14 protein-coding genes and 1 pseudogene are annotated in these 16,300 nt (G+C 36.6%); 8 read left to right on the top strand and 7 right to left on the bottom strand.

All coding sequences use genetic code 11. The features are described 5' to 3' along the window. Positions 1–176: 176 nt before the first annotated feature. Positions 177–641 carry a LexA family protein gene (locus tag AC0N32_RS10605; protein ID WP_476393829.1) on the bottom strand — a complete coding sequence of 155 codons (465 nt, stop codon included), beginning with the start codon at positions 639–641 and terminating at the stop codon, positions 177–179. Further along, positions 638–1,891: a Y-family DNA polymerase gene (locus AC0N32_RS10600; RefSeq protein ID WP_476393828.1), complete on the bottom strand. Its 1,254-nt coding sequence runs from the start codon at positions 1,889–1,891 to the stop codon at positions 638–640. Before AC0N32_RS10600 ends, AC0N32_RS10605 begins: the two co-directional genes overlap by 4 nt. Before the next feature lie 61 nt (positions 1,892–1,952). Between AC0N32_RS10600 and AC0N32_RS10595 the strand changes: the two genes are divergently transcribed. Next, positions 1,953–2,618 carry an SOS response-associated peptidase gene (locus tag AC0N32_RS10595; RefSeq protein WP_476393827.1) on the top strand — a complete coding sequence of 222 codons (666 nt, stop codon included), beginning with the start codon at positions 1,953–1,955 and terminating at the stop codon, positions 2,616–2,618. A 197-nt stretch (positions 2,619–2,815) separates the two neighbouring features. Here the strand turns inward: AC0N32_RS10595 and AC0N32_RS10590 are convergent, their stop codons facing one another. After that, positions 2,816–3,301, bottom strand: a complete 486-nt coding sequence (locus AC0N32_RS10590; protein ID WP_476393826.1) for a DUF4385 domain-containing protein — start codon at positions 3,299–3,301, stop codon at positions 2,816–2,818. Positions 3,302–3,538: 237 nt separating this feature from the next. Between AC0N32_RS10590 and AC0N32_RS10585 the strand changes: the two genes are divergently transcribed. The 3 genes from AC0N32_RS10585 to AC0N32_RS10575 all read left to right on the top strand — a co-directional run bounded on the left by AC0N32_RS10585 (position 3,539) and on the right by AC0N32_RS10575 (position 7,593). After that, positions 3,539–3,829: a helix-turn-helix domain-containing protein gene (locus tag AC0N32_RS10585; RefSeq protein WP_476393825.1), complete on the top strand. Its 291-nt coding sequence runs from the start codon at positions 3,539–3,541 to the stop codon at positions 3,827–3,829. A gap of 104 nt (positions 3,830–3,933) precedes the next feature. Further along, positions 3,934–5,394, top strand: a complete 1,461-nt coding sequence (locus AC0N32_RS10580) for a DUF3945 domain-containing protein (protein WP_476393824.1) — start codon at positions 3,934–3,936, stop codon at positions 5,392–5,394. Between the two features lie 78 nt (positions 5,395–5,472). Beyond that, positions 5,473–7,593, top strand: coding sequence for a type IA DNA topoisomerase (locus AC0N32_RS10575; protein ID WP_476393823.1), 2,121 nt, complete (start codon positions 5,473–5,475; stop codon positions 7,591–7,593). A 75-nt stretch (positions 7,594–7,668) separates the two neighbouring features. On the opposite strand, the gene AC0N32_RS10570 is transcribed toward AC0N32_RS10575, so the two are convergent. The 4 genes and pseudogenes from AC0N32_RS10570 to AC0N32_RS10555 all read right to left on the bottom strand — a co-directional run bounded on the left by AC0N32_RS10570 (position 7,669) and on the right by AC0N32_RS10555 (position 12,211). Then, positions 7,669–8,490, bottom strand: a complete 822-nt coding sequence (locus AC0N32_RS10570) for a helix-turn-helix domain-containing protein (RefSeq protein ID WP_476393822.1) — start codon at positions 8,488–8,490, stop codon at positions 7,669–7,671. Beyond that, positions 8,491–9,093: pseudogene (locus AC0N32_RS10565) on the bottom strand (aldo/keto reductase). A gap of 72 nt (positions 9,094–9,165) precedes the next feature. Then, positions 9,166–9,573 carry a hypothetical protein gene (locus AC0N32_RS10560; protein ID WP_476393821.1) on the bottom strand — a complete coding sequence of 136 codons (408 nt, stop codon included), beginning with the start codon at positions 9,571–9,573 and terminating at the stop codon, positions 9,166–9,168. An 85-nt stretch (positions 9,574–9,658) separates the two neighbouring features. Continuing rightward, positions 9,659–12,211: an AAA domain-containing protein gene (locus AC0N32_RS10555; protein WP_476393820.1), complete on the bottom strand. Its 2,553-nt coding sequence runs from the start codon at positions 12,209–12,211 to the stop codon at positions 9,659–9,661. A 182-nt stretch (positions 12,212–12,393) separates the two neighbouring features. Between AC0N32_RS10555 and AC0N32_RS10550 the strand changes: the two genes are divergently transcribed. The 4 genes from AC0N32_RS10550 to dcd all read left to right on the top strand — a co-directional run bounded on the left by AC0N32_RS10550 (position 12,394) and on the right by dcd (position 16,296). Then, positions 12,394–12,663 carry a hypothetical protein gene (locus tag AC0N32_RS10550; RefSeq protein WP_476393819.1) on the top strand — a complete coding sequence of 90 codons (270 nt, stop codon included), beginning with the start codon at positions 12,394–12,396 and terminating at the stop codon, positions 12,661–12,663. 137 nt (positions 12,664–12,800) lie between these two features. Next, complete coding sequence (locus tag AC0N32_RS10545) at positions 12,801–13,760, top strand: hypothetical protein (protein ID WP_476393818.1); 960 nt, start codon at positions 12,801–12,803, stop codon at positions 13,758–13,760. A 3-nt stretch (positions 13,761–13,763) separates the two neighbouring features. Further along, positions 13,764–14,171, top strand: coding sequence for a hypothetical protein (locus AC0N32_RS10540; RefSeq protein WP_476393817.1), 408 nt, complete (start codon positions 13,764–13,766; stop codon positions 14,169–14,171). Then, entirely contained in the window at positions 14,164–16,296 is a 2,133-nt protein-coding gene (gene dcd / locus AC0N32_RS10535) for a dCTP deaminase (protein ID WP_476393816.1), read from the top strand. The genes AC0N32_RS10540 and dcd overlap by 8 nt, the downstream gene beginning before the upstream one ends. Positions 16,297–16,300: the final 4 nt, after the last annotated feature.

Below are 16,300 nucleotides of genomic sequence, written 5' to 3'. Positions count from 1 at the left end.
TTACAAATCTAGACTAATTTATGCATTCATAAATGGTGGAATTTAGTCGTTTAACGATCTCTATGAATAATAAAAAGCAAAATGTTGCAGAATTAAATCAGTGACATTATAAAACAAACATTTCCTGTTTCAAAAAACAAACATATATGGTTTAAAGAATCTTTTATGATAAAAAATTAGTCAATATTCAGCGAAGACATATCCCTGAATATGCTTTTCACCACGCCGCGTGTTTCCACGATTTCATCAGCAGCAATGGTGATGACCGGGAAATCTTCATTCAGTGGGGTCAGGCAGTTTTTTTCAAGATCAATTTTCTTGGCTGAAAATCCTTCGCCCGCAACATAGACGATAGCCAGGTCACCGTCACGCGCTTCCAAGTCCGAGCGAATGATTAGATAGTCACCAGGCATGATGTAAGGATAATTGGACATCCCTTTTGCTTTGCCTATAAAAGTGGCTTCAGGTTTGGAGAGAAACTTCTCGTCCAAACTGATTCGTTTTCCTGAGAAATCTTCAGCAGGTGAGGGGAAGCCGTTGGCAATATTGTCGTGGACTTCGACATAAAATTTCTCACCATCATTTTTTACGGGAAAGAATTCAATTTCGCTGTAAATATTATCTGCTTTCTTTAAGATCATGATATTTCAATTAAATCGGTCCATTTTGTTGTGTAGCACTGTGAGAGTCTTTCACGCAGCATTTTCTCCCGTTTACCGAGATCATTGGATGCCAGCGTTACCACAGGATCCATCTTTGATATGTTGAGCGTGTCCATCACGCGCATCAGTTTTTCGTGCCTTGGGTCTTCATTGAGAAAAAGGTTTCCCTGTCTGTACGGCTGCGGTGTTATTCCGTGAACGACGACACCGGTTTTTTTATAGCCATAGCCGGGTTTATAAATGACATCCAAAGCTTTACGTGCGTATTTTGCCAGAGTGATATTAGAATTGGAAGCATAGGGCAGATTGATGATAACTTTGTTGGCGTATTGCATTTCGTGAACCTTGAACTGGTTGGTAATGACAAACACTTCGATCTTGCTGCAGTAAGACTTTTCGGCGCGGAGTTTTTCAGCGCATCTTGTCGCAAAAGTTGACACACGTTCGGCAAGATTATCATAATTATATTCATCATGGGCAAAACTTCTGGTGGTGGCGATTGCCTTTTTACGCTCAGTTTCTTCAAGGTCAAGGTAATTTAAGCCCAAAAGCTCTTTCTTAAGGCGAAGGCCGACAATGCTCAACTGCTTTTCGACAGTATGATCGTCCAGCTGTGTAAAGTCATACGCTGTTTTCACACCCCATCCCATAAGTTTTTTGGAAAGCTGCCTTCCTATGCCCCAGACATCTTCGATGGCCAGCCATTTGAGCGCTTTGATTCTTTTCTCTTCCGAATCGATAACATAGACACCGCTTAGCTGATCAGAAAACTTCTTGGCAATTTTATTGGCGACCTTTGCCAGCGCTTTTGTAGGGGCAAAGCCAACAGAAACCGGAATCCAGCAGTTTTTCTTGACCTTCTTACGCATGTCGAGACCATAATCGTACAGATTGTAATTCTGAAAACCCGTAAACTTCAAAAAGATTTCGTCAATAGAATAGACTTCTACTTCAGGTGTATATTCAGCAAGGGTATTCATTACCCTTTTACTCATATCATCGTAAAGTTCATAGTTGCTGGAAAAGATGTGGATGTCATCTTTTAAGAACTCTTTCAGCATGAAAGCCGGCAGACCCATTTTAATTCCCAGGTCTTTGGCCTCATTGCTTCTCGCAATAACACAGCCGTCATTGTTGGAAAGTACCACCAAGGGCTTACCGTTCAGCTCAGGCTGAAAGGCTCTTTCCGAAGAAGCATAGAAATTATTACAGTCGACTAAAGCGAACATGATGATCTGGGAATGAATTTTGTGGTAAAGGTAGACAAAATCACTACCAAAAAAAACGATTATGTGCTACAGGTTTTCCACACAGTTTACAGCAAAGCAGCTCGAAGAATATTACAGCGCTTTTGAGATTGAGAATGAATACCATCTTCTGGATGAACTCAACGGTTTTGATCATCCCAGGACAGCCATTATTACCAATGAAGCGCCGAGTGAGATCGTTTCCGGCATCTGGGGACTGCTGCCGGTATGGGCCAAATCTGACTTCTATAAAAAAGCCAATACGCTGAATGCACAGATCGAAGGCATAGAAAGCAAACCATCGTACAAAAACTCGGTCAATAACCGATGCCTTATTCCCGCGCATCTCTTTTATGAATGGCAGTGGCAGGATGCCAGGGGCAAAGAGAAAAAAAAGTTTGAAATTGCATTACGCGATCACGAGATCTTTTCCTTGGCAGGCATTTACAGCATCTGGACGCATGCTAAGACCGGTAATCAATACAAGACCTACAGCATTATCACCACAGCCGCCAATGACCTGATGTCTGAAATCCATAACACTAAAAAGCGGATGCCTGTCTGCCTGAACAGGAAGATGGATCAGGAATGGCTCGGTGGGAGAGTGCTAGAAGATTTTGCCTATCCTAATTATGATCCCGATCTCGTTGCAAACGAAATTGGCGGAGGAGTGGCGGATATTTTTTTTCCTAAGAAGAATACGGACTAGACTGAATTGCCTCTCAACCTGGTTCTAAAAGAATAACTATTGGTCAATGTGATCAAAATAAATCTATTGTCTGCACTCTAAGTTTATCTTTATTTGATTTTACCTAAGCTTTAGAATACTGATAGTATTAGAGCAATTGCTTTACAAGGTCAGAGAAATTTCCCTGATGATTCCAGAGTGTAATGTCAACTGAAAGCCTATCCATATTCTTTTTTCCATTCTTTTTTTAACCGTGCATATCTAGGGCAGTCTTCTGCCTGCTTCCATTTCTTATAAAAGATATCTGCTGATCTGGCTTTCCCGGGATCTCCTGTTCCCTTCTTCAATGGCTTGTATCCTTTTCCAGTATCATATTTCCTGCCACCTTTATAATTATAGTATCTTCTCGCTCTTGTAAATCCCATTTGAAGATATTTTCTGGCCATATCTGCACCGACAAAATCATCCTTATCGAGATAATCCAAAAATAGGTTATAGATTGTTTCTGAACTTGATCTGGCGATCTCTTCATTTTTAAAACGCCAATATTTTCCTATTTCAGACTTATACGGCTGACAGATTAAAACCCCTTGTTCACCTTTCCCTACTTTGTATAGCTCCGGATGCAAACGATAGTCGATATCAGGTTTCCAAAAATAATCTTTGTTATTAAAATTAAGGTAGGTCGGTTTTTCTGTACTCATTGCTTGGAATTTACTAAGTCAATGTATTGCAAGATAAGAGCCATGAGAATATAAAATCATTTCAAACTGAAATCTTGACCATTTAGCTCGTCAGCTGATAAAAATTTAACCTATCGATTTTTAAAAATCTTTTCGGTACTACGAAAAAGTAGTGATTTTATGTTAAGCTCATTTATCAATTTTACCTCAGTAAAGTTGATCAACTGTTCAAATCTATTAACATTAAAAAATCACGTTATGAATATCGAGAGAACAGAATTTATAGCATGGATGGAACGGATCATGGAACGATTTGACATCCTGAAAGAACAGGTAGTAAACAACCAATCCCGATTTATAGAAGTAGATGGTGAGCAACTGCTCGACAACCAGGATGTTTTGCAAATCCTGAAGATCAGTTCAAGGTCATTGCAGCGTTACCGGACTGATAAAAAGCTGCCGTACTATACGATCAGTGGTAAGCTGTATTATAAGCTGTCCGATGTCCACCAGCTCATCAGGAACAGCCTGAATTCAAAGATCACTTAACATAAAGTCAAACACGGCCAAATCATTCGGAAAGATTCCTGATTGAAAATGCTGGGTTGTCGTCCAAGTATCTTCCGTCCGTAGAAATCATAAAATATTAAGTGATGGAAGATAACCAGCCCAGTAATACCAATGAAATAAAGCCGGCAAAGGATACGCTTTTGGTCCTGAACATCCATAACAATACGATAGAGATGGTGAAGGGAATCGATAAAGAAGGTAACCTGCAAACAGTACCTCCCGAAAGCAAGAAAGAAAATGACCAACTTGTAAGGGTCGATAAGCACGGGGATCTATTCAGTAACTTCTTTTCCAACTTTTACCGTCAGCTTAAAAACCCGACGCATTTCAACTTCTTCAAAGTTTCGGAATATGATGCGGTCGATACCGCCAAAGACCTTCAGCAGTATGTCGATCAGGCATCTCCTGCAGATAAAGAACAACTCAAGGAATATGAGATTTTACCTAAAAATACCAACCCATTAAAAAATCAGAAAACAATGGAAAACAACACAGACAACCAGGAATACCGTTTCCAGCCGGAGCAGATCGACTGGAAAACCATGGAAAAATTCGGGCTTACCCAGGAAAAGCTTGAAAAGATGAATGCCCTAGATCCTCTGCTCAGAGGCTACAAGACCAATACCTTGATTCCCATCACCATTAACCTTGGTGCTGCCGTCAGCAAAATGGACGTCCGGCTTTCCCTACAGGAAGGGGATACGGGCGACATCGGCATTAAGCTTCACGGCATCCGCAGGGAACCCAATCTTAACCTCAAATTCCTGGGCCACGAGTTCAGTGAAGAGGATAAGAAGAACCTGATGGAAAACGGCAATATGGGTAGAGTTGTCGATCTGGTCAATCCCAAGACCGATGAGATCATTCCATCCGTGATCAGCCGTGACCGACTGACCAATGAACTGGTGGCTTACAGGGCAGAGTATATGAAGATCCCAGACGAGATCAAAGGAATCAAGTTGGACGAGCATCAGAAACAAACCCTTTTGGAAGGCAAACCTCTTTATCTCGAAGGCATGACCTCTACCAAAGGAACTTCCTTTGATGCTACTGTGCAGTTCAATGCCGATAAGCGCTATGTTGAATTCATATTCGACAACAATCAAAAGCAGCAGCATAGCCAGTCTCAAAAAGAAGGCAGTTCACAAAACCAGAGTCAAGATCAGAATAAAAACAGCGAACCCCCAAGAGTTTTCAGGGACAAAGAACTGGATGACAAGCAGTATGAAAAATTCAAGGCAGGGGAGACGGTCTATGTCAGTGGTCTTGTTGACAGCAAAGGCAAAGAATACCAAGGCTACATAACTTTCAATAAAGAGACCGCCAAGACCGACTTCTCATTTACCAATCCCAACAAGCTCAGGGAAAAAGCCCAGCCATCAGAGTCCCATAAAACCCAAACGGCTGTTAACACCGATGGTAAAACCAATGAAGCGACCAAAAACATCAAAGAACCGCTTCAATCAAAACAGCAGGAACCTACCAACAAGCAGCAACAGGAGCAGCAGAAAAAACCTGCCAGATCAAGAGGCAGAAAAATGTAATGGAGACCCCATTCCACTAAGGATCTTCGACCTGGCAAGAATAAATCAACCATAACAACAACCATCAAATCCAAACCTATGAAAGCCATCATTGCAGAAAAACCGAGTGTTGCCAGGGAAATTGCCCAGATTCTCAATGCCAACAATAAAAGAGACGGCTACTTTGAAGGAAACGGCTACTATGTGACCTGGGCGTTAGGTCATCTGGTAGCATTGGGAATGCCGGAAGATTATGGCATCAGAGGCTTTGACAAAGCCTCTCTGCCTATCTTTCCCAACCCCTTTATCCTTACTCCAAGAAAGCAAAAACCAGCCAATTCAAAAAACTACAAGCCAGACCCATCCGCCTTAAAGCAGCTCAAGATCATTAACAATGTCTTCAATCAATGCACAAGCATTATCGTAGCTACCGATGCAGGAAGGGAAGGTGAGCTGATCTTCCGCTATATCTATGATCACTTACAATGCCAAAAACCATTCGAAAGGCTTTGGATCAGTTCACTGACCGAAAAAGCCATACAGGAAGGCTTTAAAAATCTAAGACCCGGTTCAGATTTCGATGGACTTTATGAAGCTGCAAAAGCCAGAAGCGAAGCCGACTGGCTGGTGGGCATCAATGCGACCCAGGCATTAAGTATTGCAGCGCACAACGATGTCTATTCCTTAGGCAGGGTTCAGACCCCAACTTTAGCATTGATCTGCAAAAGATTTCAAGAGAACAAAAATTTTAAACAAAAGAAATACTGGCAGATCCAGTTAGAGCACCGTAAGGATTATGTAAATTTTACCAGTCTTTCCAATCAGCAATGGGAAGACAAAAAACAGGCAGAGCAGGTTTTAAAAGCCATAGAACGAGAGGGTAGAGCCACGGTAGAAGAGGTCTCCATCAGTACCATCAAAGAACAGTCTCCACTACTGTTTGATTTAACAGAACTACAGAAAGAAGCCAACCGAAAGCTGGGATTATCGGCAGATGAAGTATTACAGACCGCACAAAGTCTCTATGAAAAAAAGTTCATTACCTATCCAAGAACCGGAAGCAAATACATTCCTGAAGACCTTTGGTCAGAAATCTCTGAACTCATAAGAATACTCAATCAATCCGACCTATTCAAGCCAGCGATAGCAACACTCAAGTTCGGCAACTTCAACAAACGCATTGTCAATGATCTCAAGGTCACAGACCACCACGGACTTTTACCGACCAATAAAATACCATCCGCTTTGACCGCTAGTGAAAAAGCGATTTACCATATGATCGTTTACCGCCTGCTTGAATCATTATCAGAGCACTGCTCCAAAGAAGTCAGCCACATCACAATAAAAGTCCATCATTATGAGTTCAGTATCAAAGGTTCTAAAATACTCCACAAAGGATGGCGAGCCATCAAATGCCTATTGTGTGATGAAGCGAGCCCAGACCAAGATAATAACAGCAACAATAACGAAACACAAGAATCCCAACTCATTGAACTTCCGGAATTCAAAAAAGGCGATGAGCTTAAAATCTCATCCACCGAACTGAAGGAAAAACTGACCAGCCCTCCAAAACTCTACACGGAAGCAGATCTTTTATCAGTAATGGAAAACGCAGGAAAACAAATCGAAGACAAAGAACAGCAAAAAGTTTTAGCAAACATTGGTATCGGTACACCAGCTACAAGAGCCTCCATCATTGAAACCTTAATTACCAGAAACTACATTACCAGAAAAAGCAAAGCACTAATCCCAACCGACAAAGGCGAAAAGGTTTATGATCTTATCAAAGACCAAAAAATAGCCAATGTCCAGATGACCGCAGAGTGGGAGATGGCACTCCATCAGATTGAAACAAAAGAAATCAATTCAAAACAGTTTCTTACTGAGATTAAAAACTACACAGCAGAAATTACCAAAGAACTTTTGTCACTCAACATTCCTCAAGAAAACATCCCGGAGCTCAAATGTCCCAAATGCCTACAGCATAACCTCACCATAAAAGAAAAGATCGTCAAATGCCCGGATGAGCAATGTCAATGGATCTTATTCCGAGTTACATGCGGCATACAGCTCAGCATTAGCCACATCACTTCCCTCATAACAACAGGAAAAACACCACTTATCAAAAATATGAAAAGTAAAAACGGGAAAAAGTTTGATGCCTATCTTATTTTAGAGGAAGACTTAACAACAGGTTTTGAATTTCCTCAAAATAAGTAAAATTCAATACAATAATCCCCATGATAAGTTCTATCATTAAAAAGTCCGAAGAATCATTTATTCTTCGGACTTTTTTTAAATAGTTTTTGCCAAGCTTTCGGTTGGCGCTTTCGCAAATTTCTTCTTAAAGGCATACGAGAAATGGGATAGGCTTTCAAAACCCAGGTCGAGGTAGATTAAAGACGGTTTTTTATTTTTACTTTCAATAAGATGCTTTGCCTCATTCAGTCTTTTGTCCTGCAACCATTTTCGTGGCGGCATTCCGAATATCTTCTGAAAATCCCTTTTAAATCCTGATAGGCTTCTGCCGGTCAATTGAGCCAGTTTCTCAACCGGTACGTTAAAATGAAAGTTGCTTAACATAAATCTTTCCAGATCTATCTTATGATGTTCTGAAAAGTCGAATAGAAAATTTCGCAGCTCTGGAACGGCAAGCAACATTAACTTAATGCCTTCCTTCACTTTCAACAGTCCTAATTCGTCGGTCATTTCAGCACCGGAGCTTCTCGCATACGGAACAATGGACTGAAAATAACCTTGAAGAAAATCATTGTTCGGAAGGCAAAGATTCGGCATTCCGGTATATTTACCATCAGCTTCCAGTTTTTCTTCCAATGCGATCTGGCGCATCAGATCTTCTTGCAGGGAGATGACGATGGTTTCATAATGACCATTTGGTCCCGGTGTTTTAGTTAATGTTCCCAGCTGGTTCTTATGGGTCAATAATACATTGCCCGCAGTGATTTTGATATTCTGCTCCGAAGTATCCAGAATCATCTGACCAGCGACCTGCAATACCATTGTGTGGTGATTCCAGACACAGGCCTTTTCCTTCCGTTCCGAAGAAAGGTAAGAATAGAATATAACACCCGGAAGAATTTCTGCTGGACTTTCCATTTATCTTTGCAGGTACGTGCCGCCTTTGATGGCACCTATTGCAAATGTAGTGTTTAAAAGGTTCATTTCCTCATGAGTAAACACAATTTCCATCGCAGCCATATTTTCAGGCAACCTCGACCTTCTGCTCATACTAACCAACGGCATAATGTGGTCGCCTTGTTCTTTGACCCAGGCAATCGCAAGCTGTGTCGGGGTGACATTTTGAACGCGAGCCATTTCTTTTAAAACCTCCACTTTTTCAAGATTATGAACCAGATTATCACCCTGAAAACGAGAAAAATGATTTCGGTGATCATCCGCACCAATGGGGGCTTGCAGATCTCCGGTCAAAAGACCTTCAGCGGTGTTAGCAAAAGCAACAAAAGCAATTCCCAATTCCCTGGCGGCAGGTAACAAATCATTTTCTATCTAACGGTCTGCAAGAGAGTATCCGATCTCCAAAGCACTGATCGGGTAGACGCTGTTAGCTGCACGAAGCTAATCAGGAGTAATCTCCGAAACACCGATATGACGAACTTTACCTTCCTCGACCAGACCTGCAATCGTTCCGATAATGTCTTCTATAGGCACGCTGCCGTCCATCCTGCTGGGCTGGTACAGGTCGAAAACCGTATTGACATTTCTAATATGGTATAAAACAAAAGTTCTGTGATTAACAATTTAAAATAAACATTACCTTCTTCTCGGAGCACTTCTGGTATGTGGTCGAACATAGGTACCATCCTTTCGGGTATATCCCTTAACACTAACTGATCCTCCAGAACCTGATCCTGGACTATAACTAGAACCTGAGCTAACTGTTGGAGAAGTATATGATGATGTACTAGTATAGTTGCTGAATGTTGAATGCTGAGGATTATTTGCCCATCCATTATAATTCCCCCATTTGATCTTTCTGTAATTCTTCCTGTTGGGTTTGGATGATAAATAAACTTCTGTACCTTTAGGAATAACTGTTGTAGAAATTTCACTGTTACTGTTGGAGTAGAGTGGTGTATCTTCTTGTAGCAAAACAGTGTAATAATTTGTACACGAAATTACTGAGAGTAGTAATACTAGATAGAGTAATGATTTCTTCATTGTAAATAATTTTTATTTATTTACAAATCTAAAACTACTTTATCCAGAGTCATTACGGTTTTCCGTAGTCTGGAAAGCTTTATAATTATAATCCTTTTAACGCCGTGATTAATTTATCTTTCTCCCCACTTCCTGTCGTTGAAAATCTTAACAAAGGAATCTTATACTTCTCCAAAATCTCATTCTTCATGACATCTCTTTCGGCTTGCCGGCTTTTCTGTTTATGATATTCATACCCATCCACTTCTATGGCTAATACTGGATTTTTTCCTAGCTTATTATAAATAAGAAAATCAAGATGTGTAGCGTGATGTCTTGCGTACCCTTCTTCTTCAGAACTTAATCTGGAAAAATCTAACAGTAAATTTCTTAATGGATGATGCAGAATAACACCATATTTTGAAAATTGATCGTCGGACAAAACTTCCCTGATTAATGCATACATAAGATTTTCACTATCGAAAACAGATTTCTTTTTTTGATCCGATAAAAGGGCTCTTCTTTTTTCTTCATAGCCCTTGTATAGGTAATCGAAAATAGAATATACTTCACTCTTGATTGTGCTGAAGTTATTGTAATCAATATATCGGATCAGATCTGAGATGTTGGTGTCGTTGTCACTTTCATTTCCACTCACCAATAGAATCAGCTGATCTTTGGCTCTGGAAATTGCTACATTCAGACGGTTGGGGTTGTCGGTGAATTCAGAGATTTCATTATCTACTGTGGAGAGAATAATCACGTCATTTTCTCTTCCCTGAAACTTATCCACCGTATCGGCTTTGATGTCTGTTCCCTGAAATGTTCTTTGCAGTGCTAAAGTCTGATTACGGTATGGTGTTACAATTCCCAAATTGACACCCTCCAGATTTTGCTGTGGAATGATTTCCTGAATAATCACATCAATCTGCCGCTGATTCTCTCTTTGTCGGGCATGATTGCCTTCAGTTGTTTCATAGACTAATAAAGGTTCTCTTTCCGTTTGTCCTTCCGAAAGAATGATCAACTGATCATTATAAAACTTACGGTTACAAAAATCAATGATTTTAGGATGGCAGCGATAATGTTCCTTTAAAAGTGTTTTAGGCACTTTTGGAAATACTTCTGTGACAGAAGAAAGCAGGCTATGATTGGAATACCGATAAGGTTCCGGAATATCATAGTTCTTAAAGATCCGATCTGTATTTTCTGCTGTTTCGGAATCCACTACATTGGGAAGTTGTCTTAAATCTCCTACAATGACGGCCTGTTTTGCACAGGATAATGCGAGTACACCCGTTGCAAGATCTACCTGCGAAGATTCGTCAACAATGACATAATCGTAGACCACATTTTCGGCAAGGCTTCTTCTCAATGAGTAAGTCGTACTCATAATGACAGGATAATCTTTAATAAATTCTTCTGAATTAAAACGAAGATCCCATTCAGTATATTCTGAACGTTCATTTCCTTTATATTTTTGGTAGAGTTTGTTTTTAAACAGCTGCATAGATCCTTCAGTATATTCTTTCATTTTATCATGGAAAGAAAAATGCTGTAACGTATTTTGCAGATCTTGCTTTCTGAGAGTAAGCTCTGAAATTTTTACCCCATAGTATTTTGACTGCACAATTCTGATCATTTCTTCGTAAGATAGAGTATAGAAAATCTTATCTCTTACCCCATACAGAAAAGGAAATATGAGTTTTCGCCACCAGTAGAATTTCTTACCTGTTTTCTCATAGTCTTCCAACGTAATCCATAATGAAAGCAGCTGATTTGAACTGACATTCTTTTTAAAACGGGTTTGAGTTGCCAAAGCGATATCATCCGTAAAATGCTTATGTTCGGTTTTGCTCTTATCGATTTCCAGTTTGAGTAAAGCTAATTCATTCTTTACTTCCAACTTTTCTGCAAGTTCAGTAAAAAGAAGGGAAGTAGACTGCATAAGAGATTGTTCCTGTTCTTCCTCTAATCTAAAATCTGATAGATCCCGGATTTCAGTCTGAGCATCGATAAATTCTTTTTTATTCTGGCTGCTTCCCAACAATGCCGCTATAAAAGAAACTCTATTGCTCTCCAGCTTCTCAAAAACATTTTTTGTCGCCGAATTATTACTTGAAACAACAGCAACACTCTGATTATTCATCACCGCGTTGGCAATAATATTAAGAATAGTCTGGGTCTTACCTGTTCCCGGAGGACCTTCAATAACACTTAACGGATTTGAAAACGCATTGTCAACTCCTGTTTTCTGACTTAAATTAAAACCAAAGGGGAAGATTTCAATAGGAGAGGCATGGTAATTCTTACTGGGTTCTTTGCCATTAAGATAATTGTAAAGAATTGAAGTCTCAGGAATAAAACGGATACTACCATAGCTATTGGCAAGAATATTATTGCCTTCCTCTGTCTTCAAACCAACGCTTTCTGCAATCGCCTTTAGATATGAAAAAATATTACCGGCTCTCTCACTCTGAATAGCAGATCTTACAATTTTAATTCTACTTTGAGGATAAGAATACGCTTTCTCACTGCTTTTATACACTACGACACACTTATTGCCCTCAAAAGAATAAGATTCTATCTCATCAGTTCTGTCTCTACCATCAATGTAGATTGCTTCTTTTCTAAGTTTATGTGGAGTAAAACTTTGCATTGGTTACTAGGTTGAATACAAATATATGAAACTGAAAAAGTATAAATTTGAGGATAGCTCAACGGTATTCTATTTATAATTATTTAACTGAATTATTCAAGCTGTATAAGGATTTGATTTACCGTAAAAATACGTATTAAATTTTATCTTTTTTTTTTTAGATTTGCGAAAATCATATCAAAATGACACATATTAATGATATTATGTATGTATTGAATAGCTTTTATACATATGAATATAGTTTTAAAAGCATGAGTGGTAAAATGATTACAGAATTTATTCACTGTATTTTAAAAGAACGTTTAAACGAAGATGCTGGTTACTCTCCTAAAGAAATTAAAGTTCAGCAGATACACAATTTGGAAAGATTTGACAAATACGGTTGTGAAGAAGAGAATGTTTCAATGAGAATATTAAAAACTGATAATATTCAGCGTGGAACATTATTATAAGCTTTTACGGTTAACCGTAAAAATATCTTAATTTTTCCAATACTTTAGTTTAAAATTATATTTTTTGAAGAATAACTTTTTTTATGAAATTAAATTGATACCTAATAGGGCTTTTATATTTTATTTACAGTAAGCAAATGTCAAGAGTAACAAAAAATTCAATAAAAGTATGGCCATACTTAGATAATATATCTAACAATATTATAGCATATTCTAGTGAACATTTGAATAAGTCTAGTGTCGTTAGTATTGATTTATCGTCATTAAAAACAATTACAACATCAGGTGCAACAATTTTATTAACCAAACTCATAAAAACCTTAAATGGCTATACTTGTAGAATAATTAGACCTGCAGATAAAGAGATAGATAATTTTCTAATTAAGATAGATTTTTATTTTTTTATTCAAGAAAATTTAAAAATTGAAACTGAAAATCTTTTCGAGAGTTTTGTCATTACGAAAGAAACTGAACAACAAGTATTGGAAAAAAATGGAAGCAAATACATTATGTTTCCTATTTTTAAACTCAATTTTGATTTAGAACAAGAGAGAATTGGATATGAAAATTTTACAGATTGGTTTGCAGATATTTTATATAAAAAAGAATTTGATATAATAAAAGATAAACGAGATAAATTAGGGACAGTATTATTTGAAATTGCAAAAAATTCTCAAGATCACACTGATAATATTGCTTTTTTTGGATTAGATTTATTATTAAATAATGATACTCAAGGGCGGCTCTCATTCTCATTCTGTGATTTAGGAGTAGGAATATCAAAAAATGTCAGAGATTCTTTAAATGATAATGATAACGGGTTAAGAAAAGATGCCTCCAAACACTTCTCATTTTCTGATTCCTATCAATTTGCATTCGGAATTGGAAATACAACATCAAGAAATAAGAAGAATAAAGGAATTGGAATGTCCATGATAAAAGATGCTTGTCACTATTTGAGAATGGAATTATCAATTTGGGACGCTAGAAGTATGTTACTTATTCCTGAAAAAATTACTCATACAGAGTTAAGAAAAAATGTATATGACACTGGAAATAATGTTGGATTTTATTATTATGGAATATTAAATTTTTAATATATGAAAAAGATAGACTTTAGTAACCAAAAACTTCATAGAGAATCTTATTATTTTCCTATGCTGAAAGAAGTAATACTTAGTGATGAAGATTTTGAAATAGAGGTAAATATAAGAAATTGTTTTATAGATTATCCTGCTACTCCACATTTAATCGATTTTTTTTTAAACCATTTAAAAGATATCGATATTTCTGAAAAGAAACTTATAATCAATTCAACTTCTTTAGACAATCTTGAACATTATGTTTTGTACTATCTTGTTTTTGAAAGTGATTTTTTTGATATAAGGGAAAAAATAAACTCTGAAACAGAATTGGATTTGTGGAAAGAAAAGATAAATCAAAGATTGAAGCAACACCAAATTAAGCTAATAATCAAAACTGTAAATAAAGAATTCAATTATGGATGAAAAAATAATATCAAATATTTTATATGAAATTATTGAACGATTAGTTAGATTTCGTAAACATTTAAATGATATTGAAAATCAATTTTATAATGGAAGTGATGATAAAAAGGAGTTGATTGAAAATTACAGAAATGTTCTTCAAGAATTATTTGAATTTTCAATAAAAACCTATAATGAGAAATGTACTGATATAAATATATATAAAAATATTCTCCAACTTATAAATGATTTACATATTACATATCTGTCTAAATTACCAAGACCAATAGAGCCTGTAGAGTTAACTCGATTTGAAAGAGTAATTTCGAAGCAAATAATAAAACTTGATAATAAGGAACAGACTTTTCGTGATAATAAAGAAAATGAAGTTTCAATATTAATGAATGAAACAATTGGTGAAACGTTGGATTCTGATTACCTGTCTGAATTTAAACAAAAAATAAAGGAGATTTTAAATTTAGAAATAAAACGTGTAGAAAAGAAAAATAAAAAACTTCACGTAACTATTCCCAGAATTGATGCTCCTAATACTTTTAGATGGCCATCTTTAATTCATGAAATGGCTCATCAATCATTCCTAAAAGCTAAGTTTGATGTTAATATAGAGACAGATTTTATAAAAGCAACAGGGATTGACAAAAGAAAAGCTTTTAGTGGATTTTTTGCAGATAATTTTGCTGAAGCGCATTTTGAACAAGGATCTAAACTGTTTTGTTGGTTAAAGGAATGTTGGTGTGATTTGTTTGCATGTATATTGATTGGACCATCTCTTTATTTTTCACAATATTTAGTGTTTTTGAATGGCGAAAGCATCTATGCAAGTAATCAAGGAAGTACGACAGATCAATCTACCCACCCTAATTCTTTATTGAGACTTTACTTAATAAATTCGATAATTTCACATCGTTTTCCAAGAATTTCATCTCTTATATCTGATTTTTGTACTGAATGTGAAGATGTTTTGGAAAACTTCATGTCTGAAAGCATAGAACTTAACAAAGAAATTTTCAACAGTTTTAATCTTTTTTTTACATCTTATTTTTTTTCTACTGAATCAAAAATCTCGAATAATGGTAATGAAAATTTAAGTACACCTCTTATTGAGCTTATGCATAAATATGTTAATTTACAACCGGAGATTATCGAACAACTATGTGGAAATTTATCTCTGGGATTACCTATTCCGAGTATTAAAATTTTAAATAATGAAAAAAAATACCAAGAAATACCAACTTATATACAAGAAATATTCCTTAGTAGCTGGATAACTCGTTTTAAATTGTTAATGAAAAATGTTCTTGAAATAATAGGAGAAGAGGGAAGTAATTTAAAGAAATATGAAGATATTGAAAAGATTATTTTAAGACATGACTTAGCTGTCTTAAAATCAATTCAAGTTTCGGAATGGTTTGATTACTTGACTGATGAACAAGATAGATCTGAAAATATTGAGATTTTTAATAATAGTAATATTGAATATGATATCAATTCTTTTGGAGGAGTACTTGTAGACAAAGAAATTCAACAGTTAATTTTGAAAAATGAAATAAAGATAATTCCTTTAATGTATTCTGGACAAATGATTCGTGGGAAAGAAATAACTCAAATTAGTACTACATCAATTGATGTTAGATTGGGCACAAGTTTTCAAGTTTTTTTTCCTGATCAATATGGTTTAGTTGATTTTACAGATAAAGAAAATTTTAATTTTGAGAAAAATTCACAAAGAATTAATTTAGATTTTATTGAAGGAATAACAATTGCTCCAGGTCAGTTTTTACTTGCTCATTCTATGGAATATATAAAAATACCCGACTATCTTTCTGGAAATTTAGAAGGAAGAAGTAGTTTTGCAAGATTAGGTATAGAAATACATATGACCGCGAGTTATATAGATCCAGGGTTTGAAGGTGTAATTACTTTCGAGATTTATAACGCAGGTCCAAGCACAGTTAAACTTTACCCGGGAATGAGAATTGGTCAACTTAGATTTGAAAGAAATAATAAACCTGATCAGCCATATTCAAAAAAACATTCTGTAAAATATATTGGATTGTTAGAACATAATTTGAGTAAACAAAATATGGATCTTGAAGTAGATTTAATTAAAAAATATAAAAATTAATCGT

The sequence above is a fragment of the Chryseobacterium endophyticum genome (assembly GCF_056333165.1).
The sequence above is the reverse complement of the archived record's forward strand: the minus strand, read 5'-3'. Positions and strand labels throughout refer to the sequence as shown.

Excerpts from the sequence above, each read along its gene's own strand:
- AC0N32_RS10605 (WP_476393829.1), bottom strand. The coding sequence starts at position 641 with ATGATCTTAAAGAAAGCAGATAATATTTACAGCGAAATTGAATTCTTT.
- AC0N32_RS10600 (WP_476393828.1), bottom strand. The coding sequence starts at position 1,891 with ATGTTCGCTTTAGTCGACTGTAATAATTTCTATGCTTCTTCGGAAAGA.
- AC0N32_RS10595 (WP_476393827.1), top strand. The coding sequence starts at position 1,953 with ATGTGCTACAGGTTTTCCACACAGTTTACAGCAAAGCAGCTCGAAGAA.
- AC0N32_RS10590 (WP_476393826.1), bottom strand. The coding sequence starts at position 3,301 with ATGAGTACAGAAAAACCGACCTACCTTAATTTTAATAACAAAGATTAT.
- AC0N32_RS10585 (WP_476393825.1), top strand. The coding sequence starts at position 3,539 with ATGAATATCGAGAGAACAGAATTTATAGCATGGATGGAACGGATCATG.
- AC0N32_RS10580 (WP_476393824.1), top strand. The coding sequence starts at position 3,934 with ATGGAAGATAACCAGCCCAGTAATACCAATGAAATAAAGCCGGCAAAG.
- AC0N32_RS10575 (WP_476393823.1), top strand. The coding sequence starts at position 5,473 with ATGAAAGCCATCATTGCAGAAAAACCGAGTGTTGCCAGGGAAATTGCC.
- AC0N32_RS10570 (WP_476393822.1), bottom strand. The coding sequence starts at position 8,490 with ATGGAAAGTCCAGCAGAAATTCTTCCGGGTGTTATATTCTATTCTTAC.
- AC0N32_RS10560 (WP_476393821.1), bottom strand. The coding sequence starts at position 9,573 with ATGAAGAAATCATTACTCTATCTAGTATTACTACTCTCAGTAATTTCG.
- AC0N32_RS10555 (WP_476393820.1), bottom strand. The coding sequence starts at position 12,211 with ATGCAAAGTTTTACTCCACATAAACTTAGAAAAGAAGCAATCTACATT.
- AC0N32_RS10550 (WP_476393819.1), top strand. The coding sequence starts at position 12,394 with ATGACACATATTAATGATATTATGTATGTATTGAATAGCTTTTATACA.
- AC0N32_RS10545 (WP_476393818.1), top strand. The coding sequence starts at position 12,801 with ATGTCAAGAGTAACAAAAAATTCAATAAAAGTATGGCCATACTTAGAT.
- AC0N32_RS10540 (WP_476393817.1), top strand. The coding sequence starts at position 13,764 with ATGAAAAAGATAGACTTTAGTAACCAAAAACTTCATAGAGAATCTTAT.
- dcd (WP_476393816.1), top strand. The coding sequence starts at position 14,164 with ATGGATGAAAAAATAATATCAAATATTTTATATGAAATTATTGAACGA.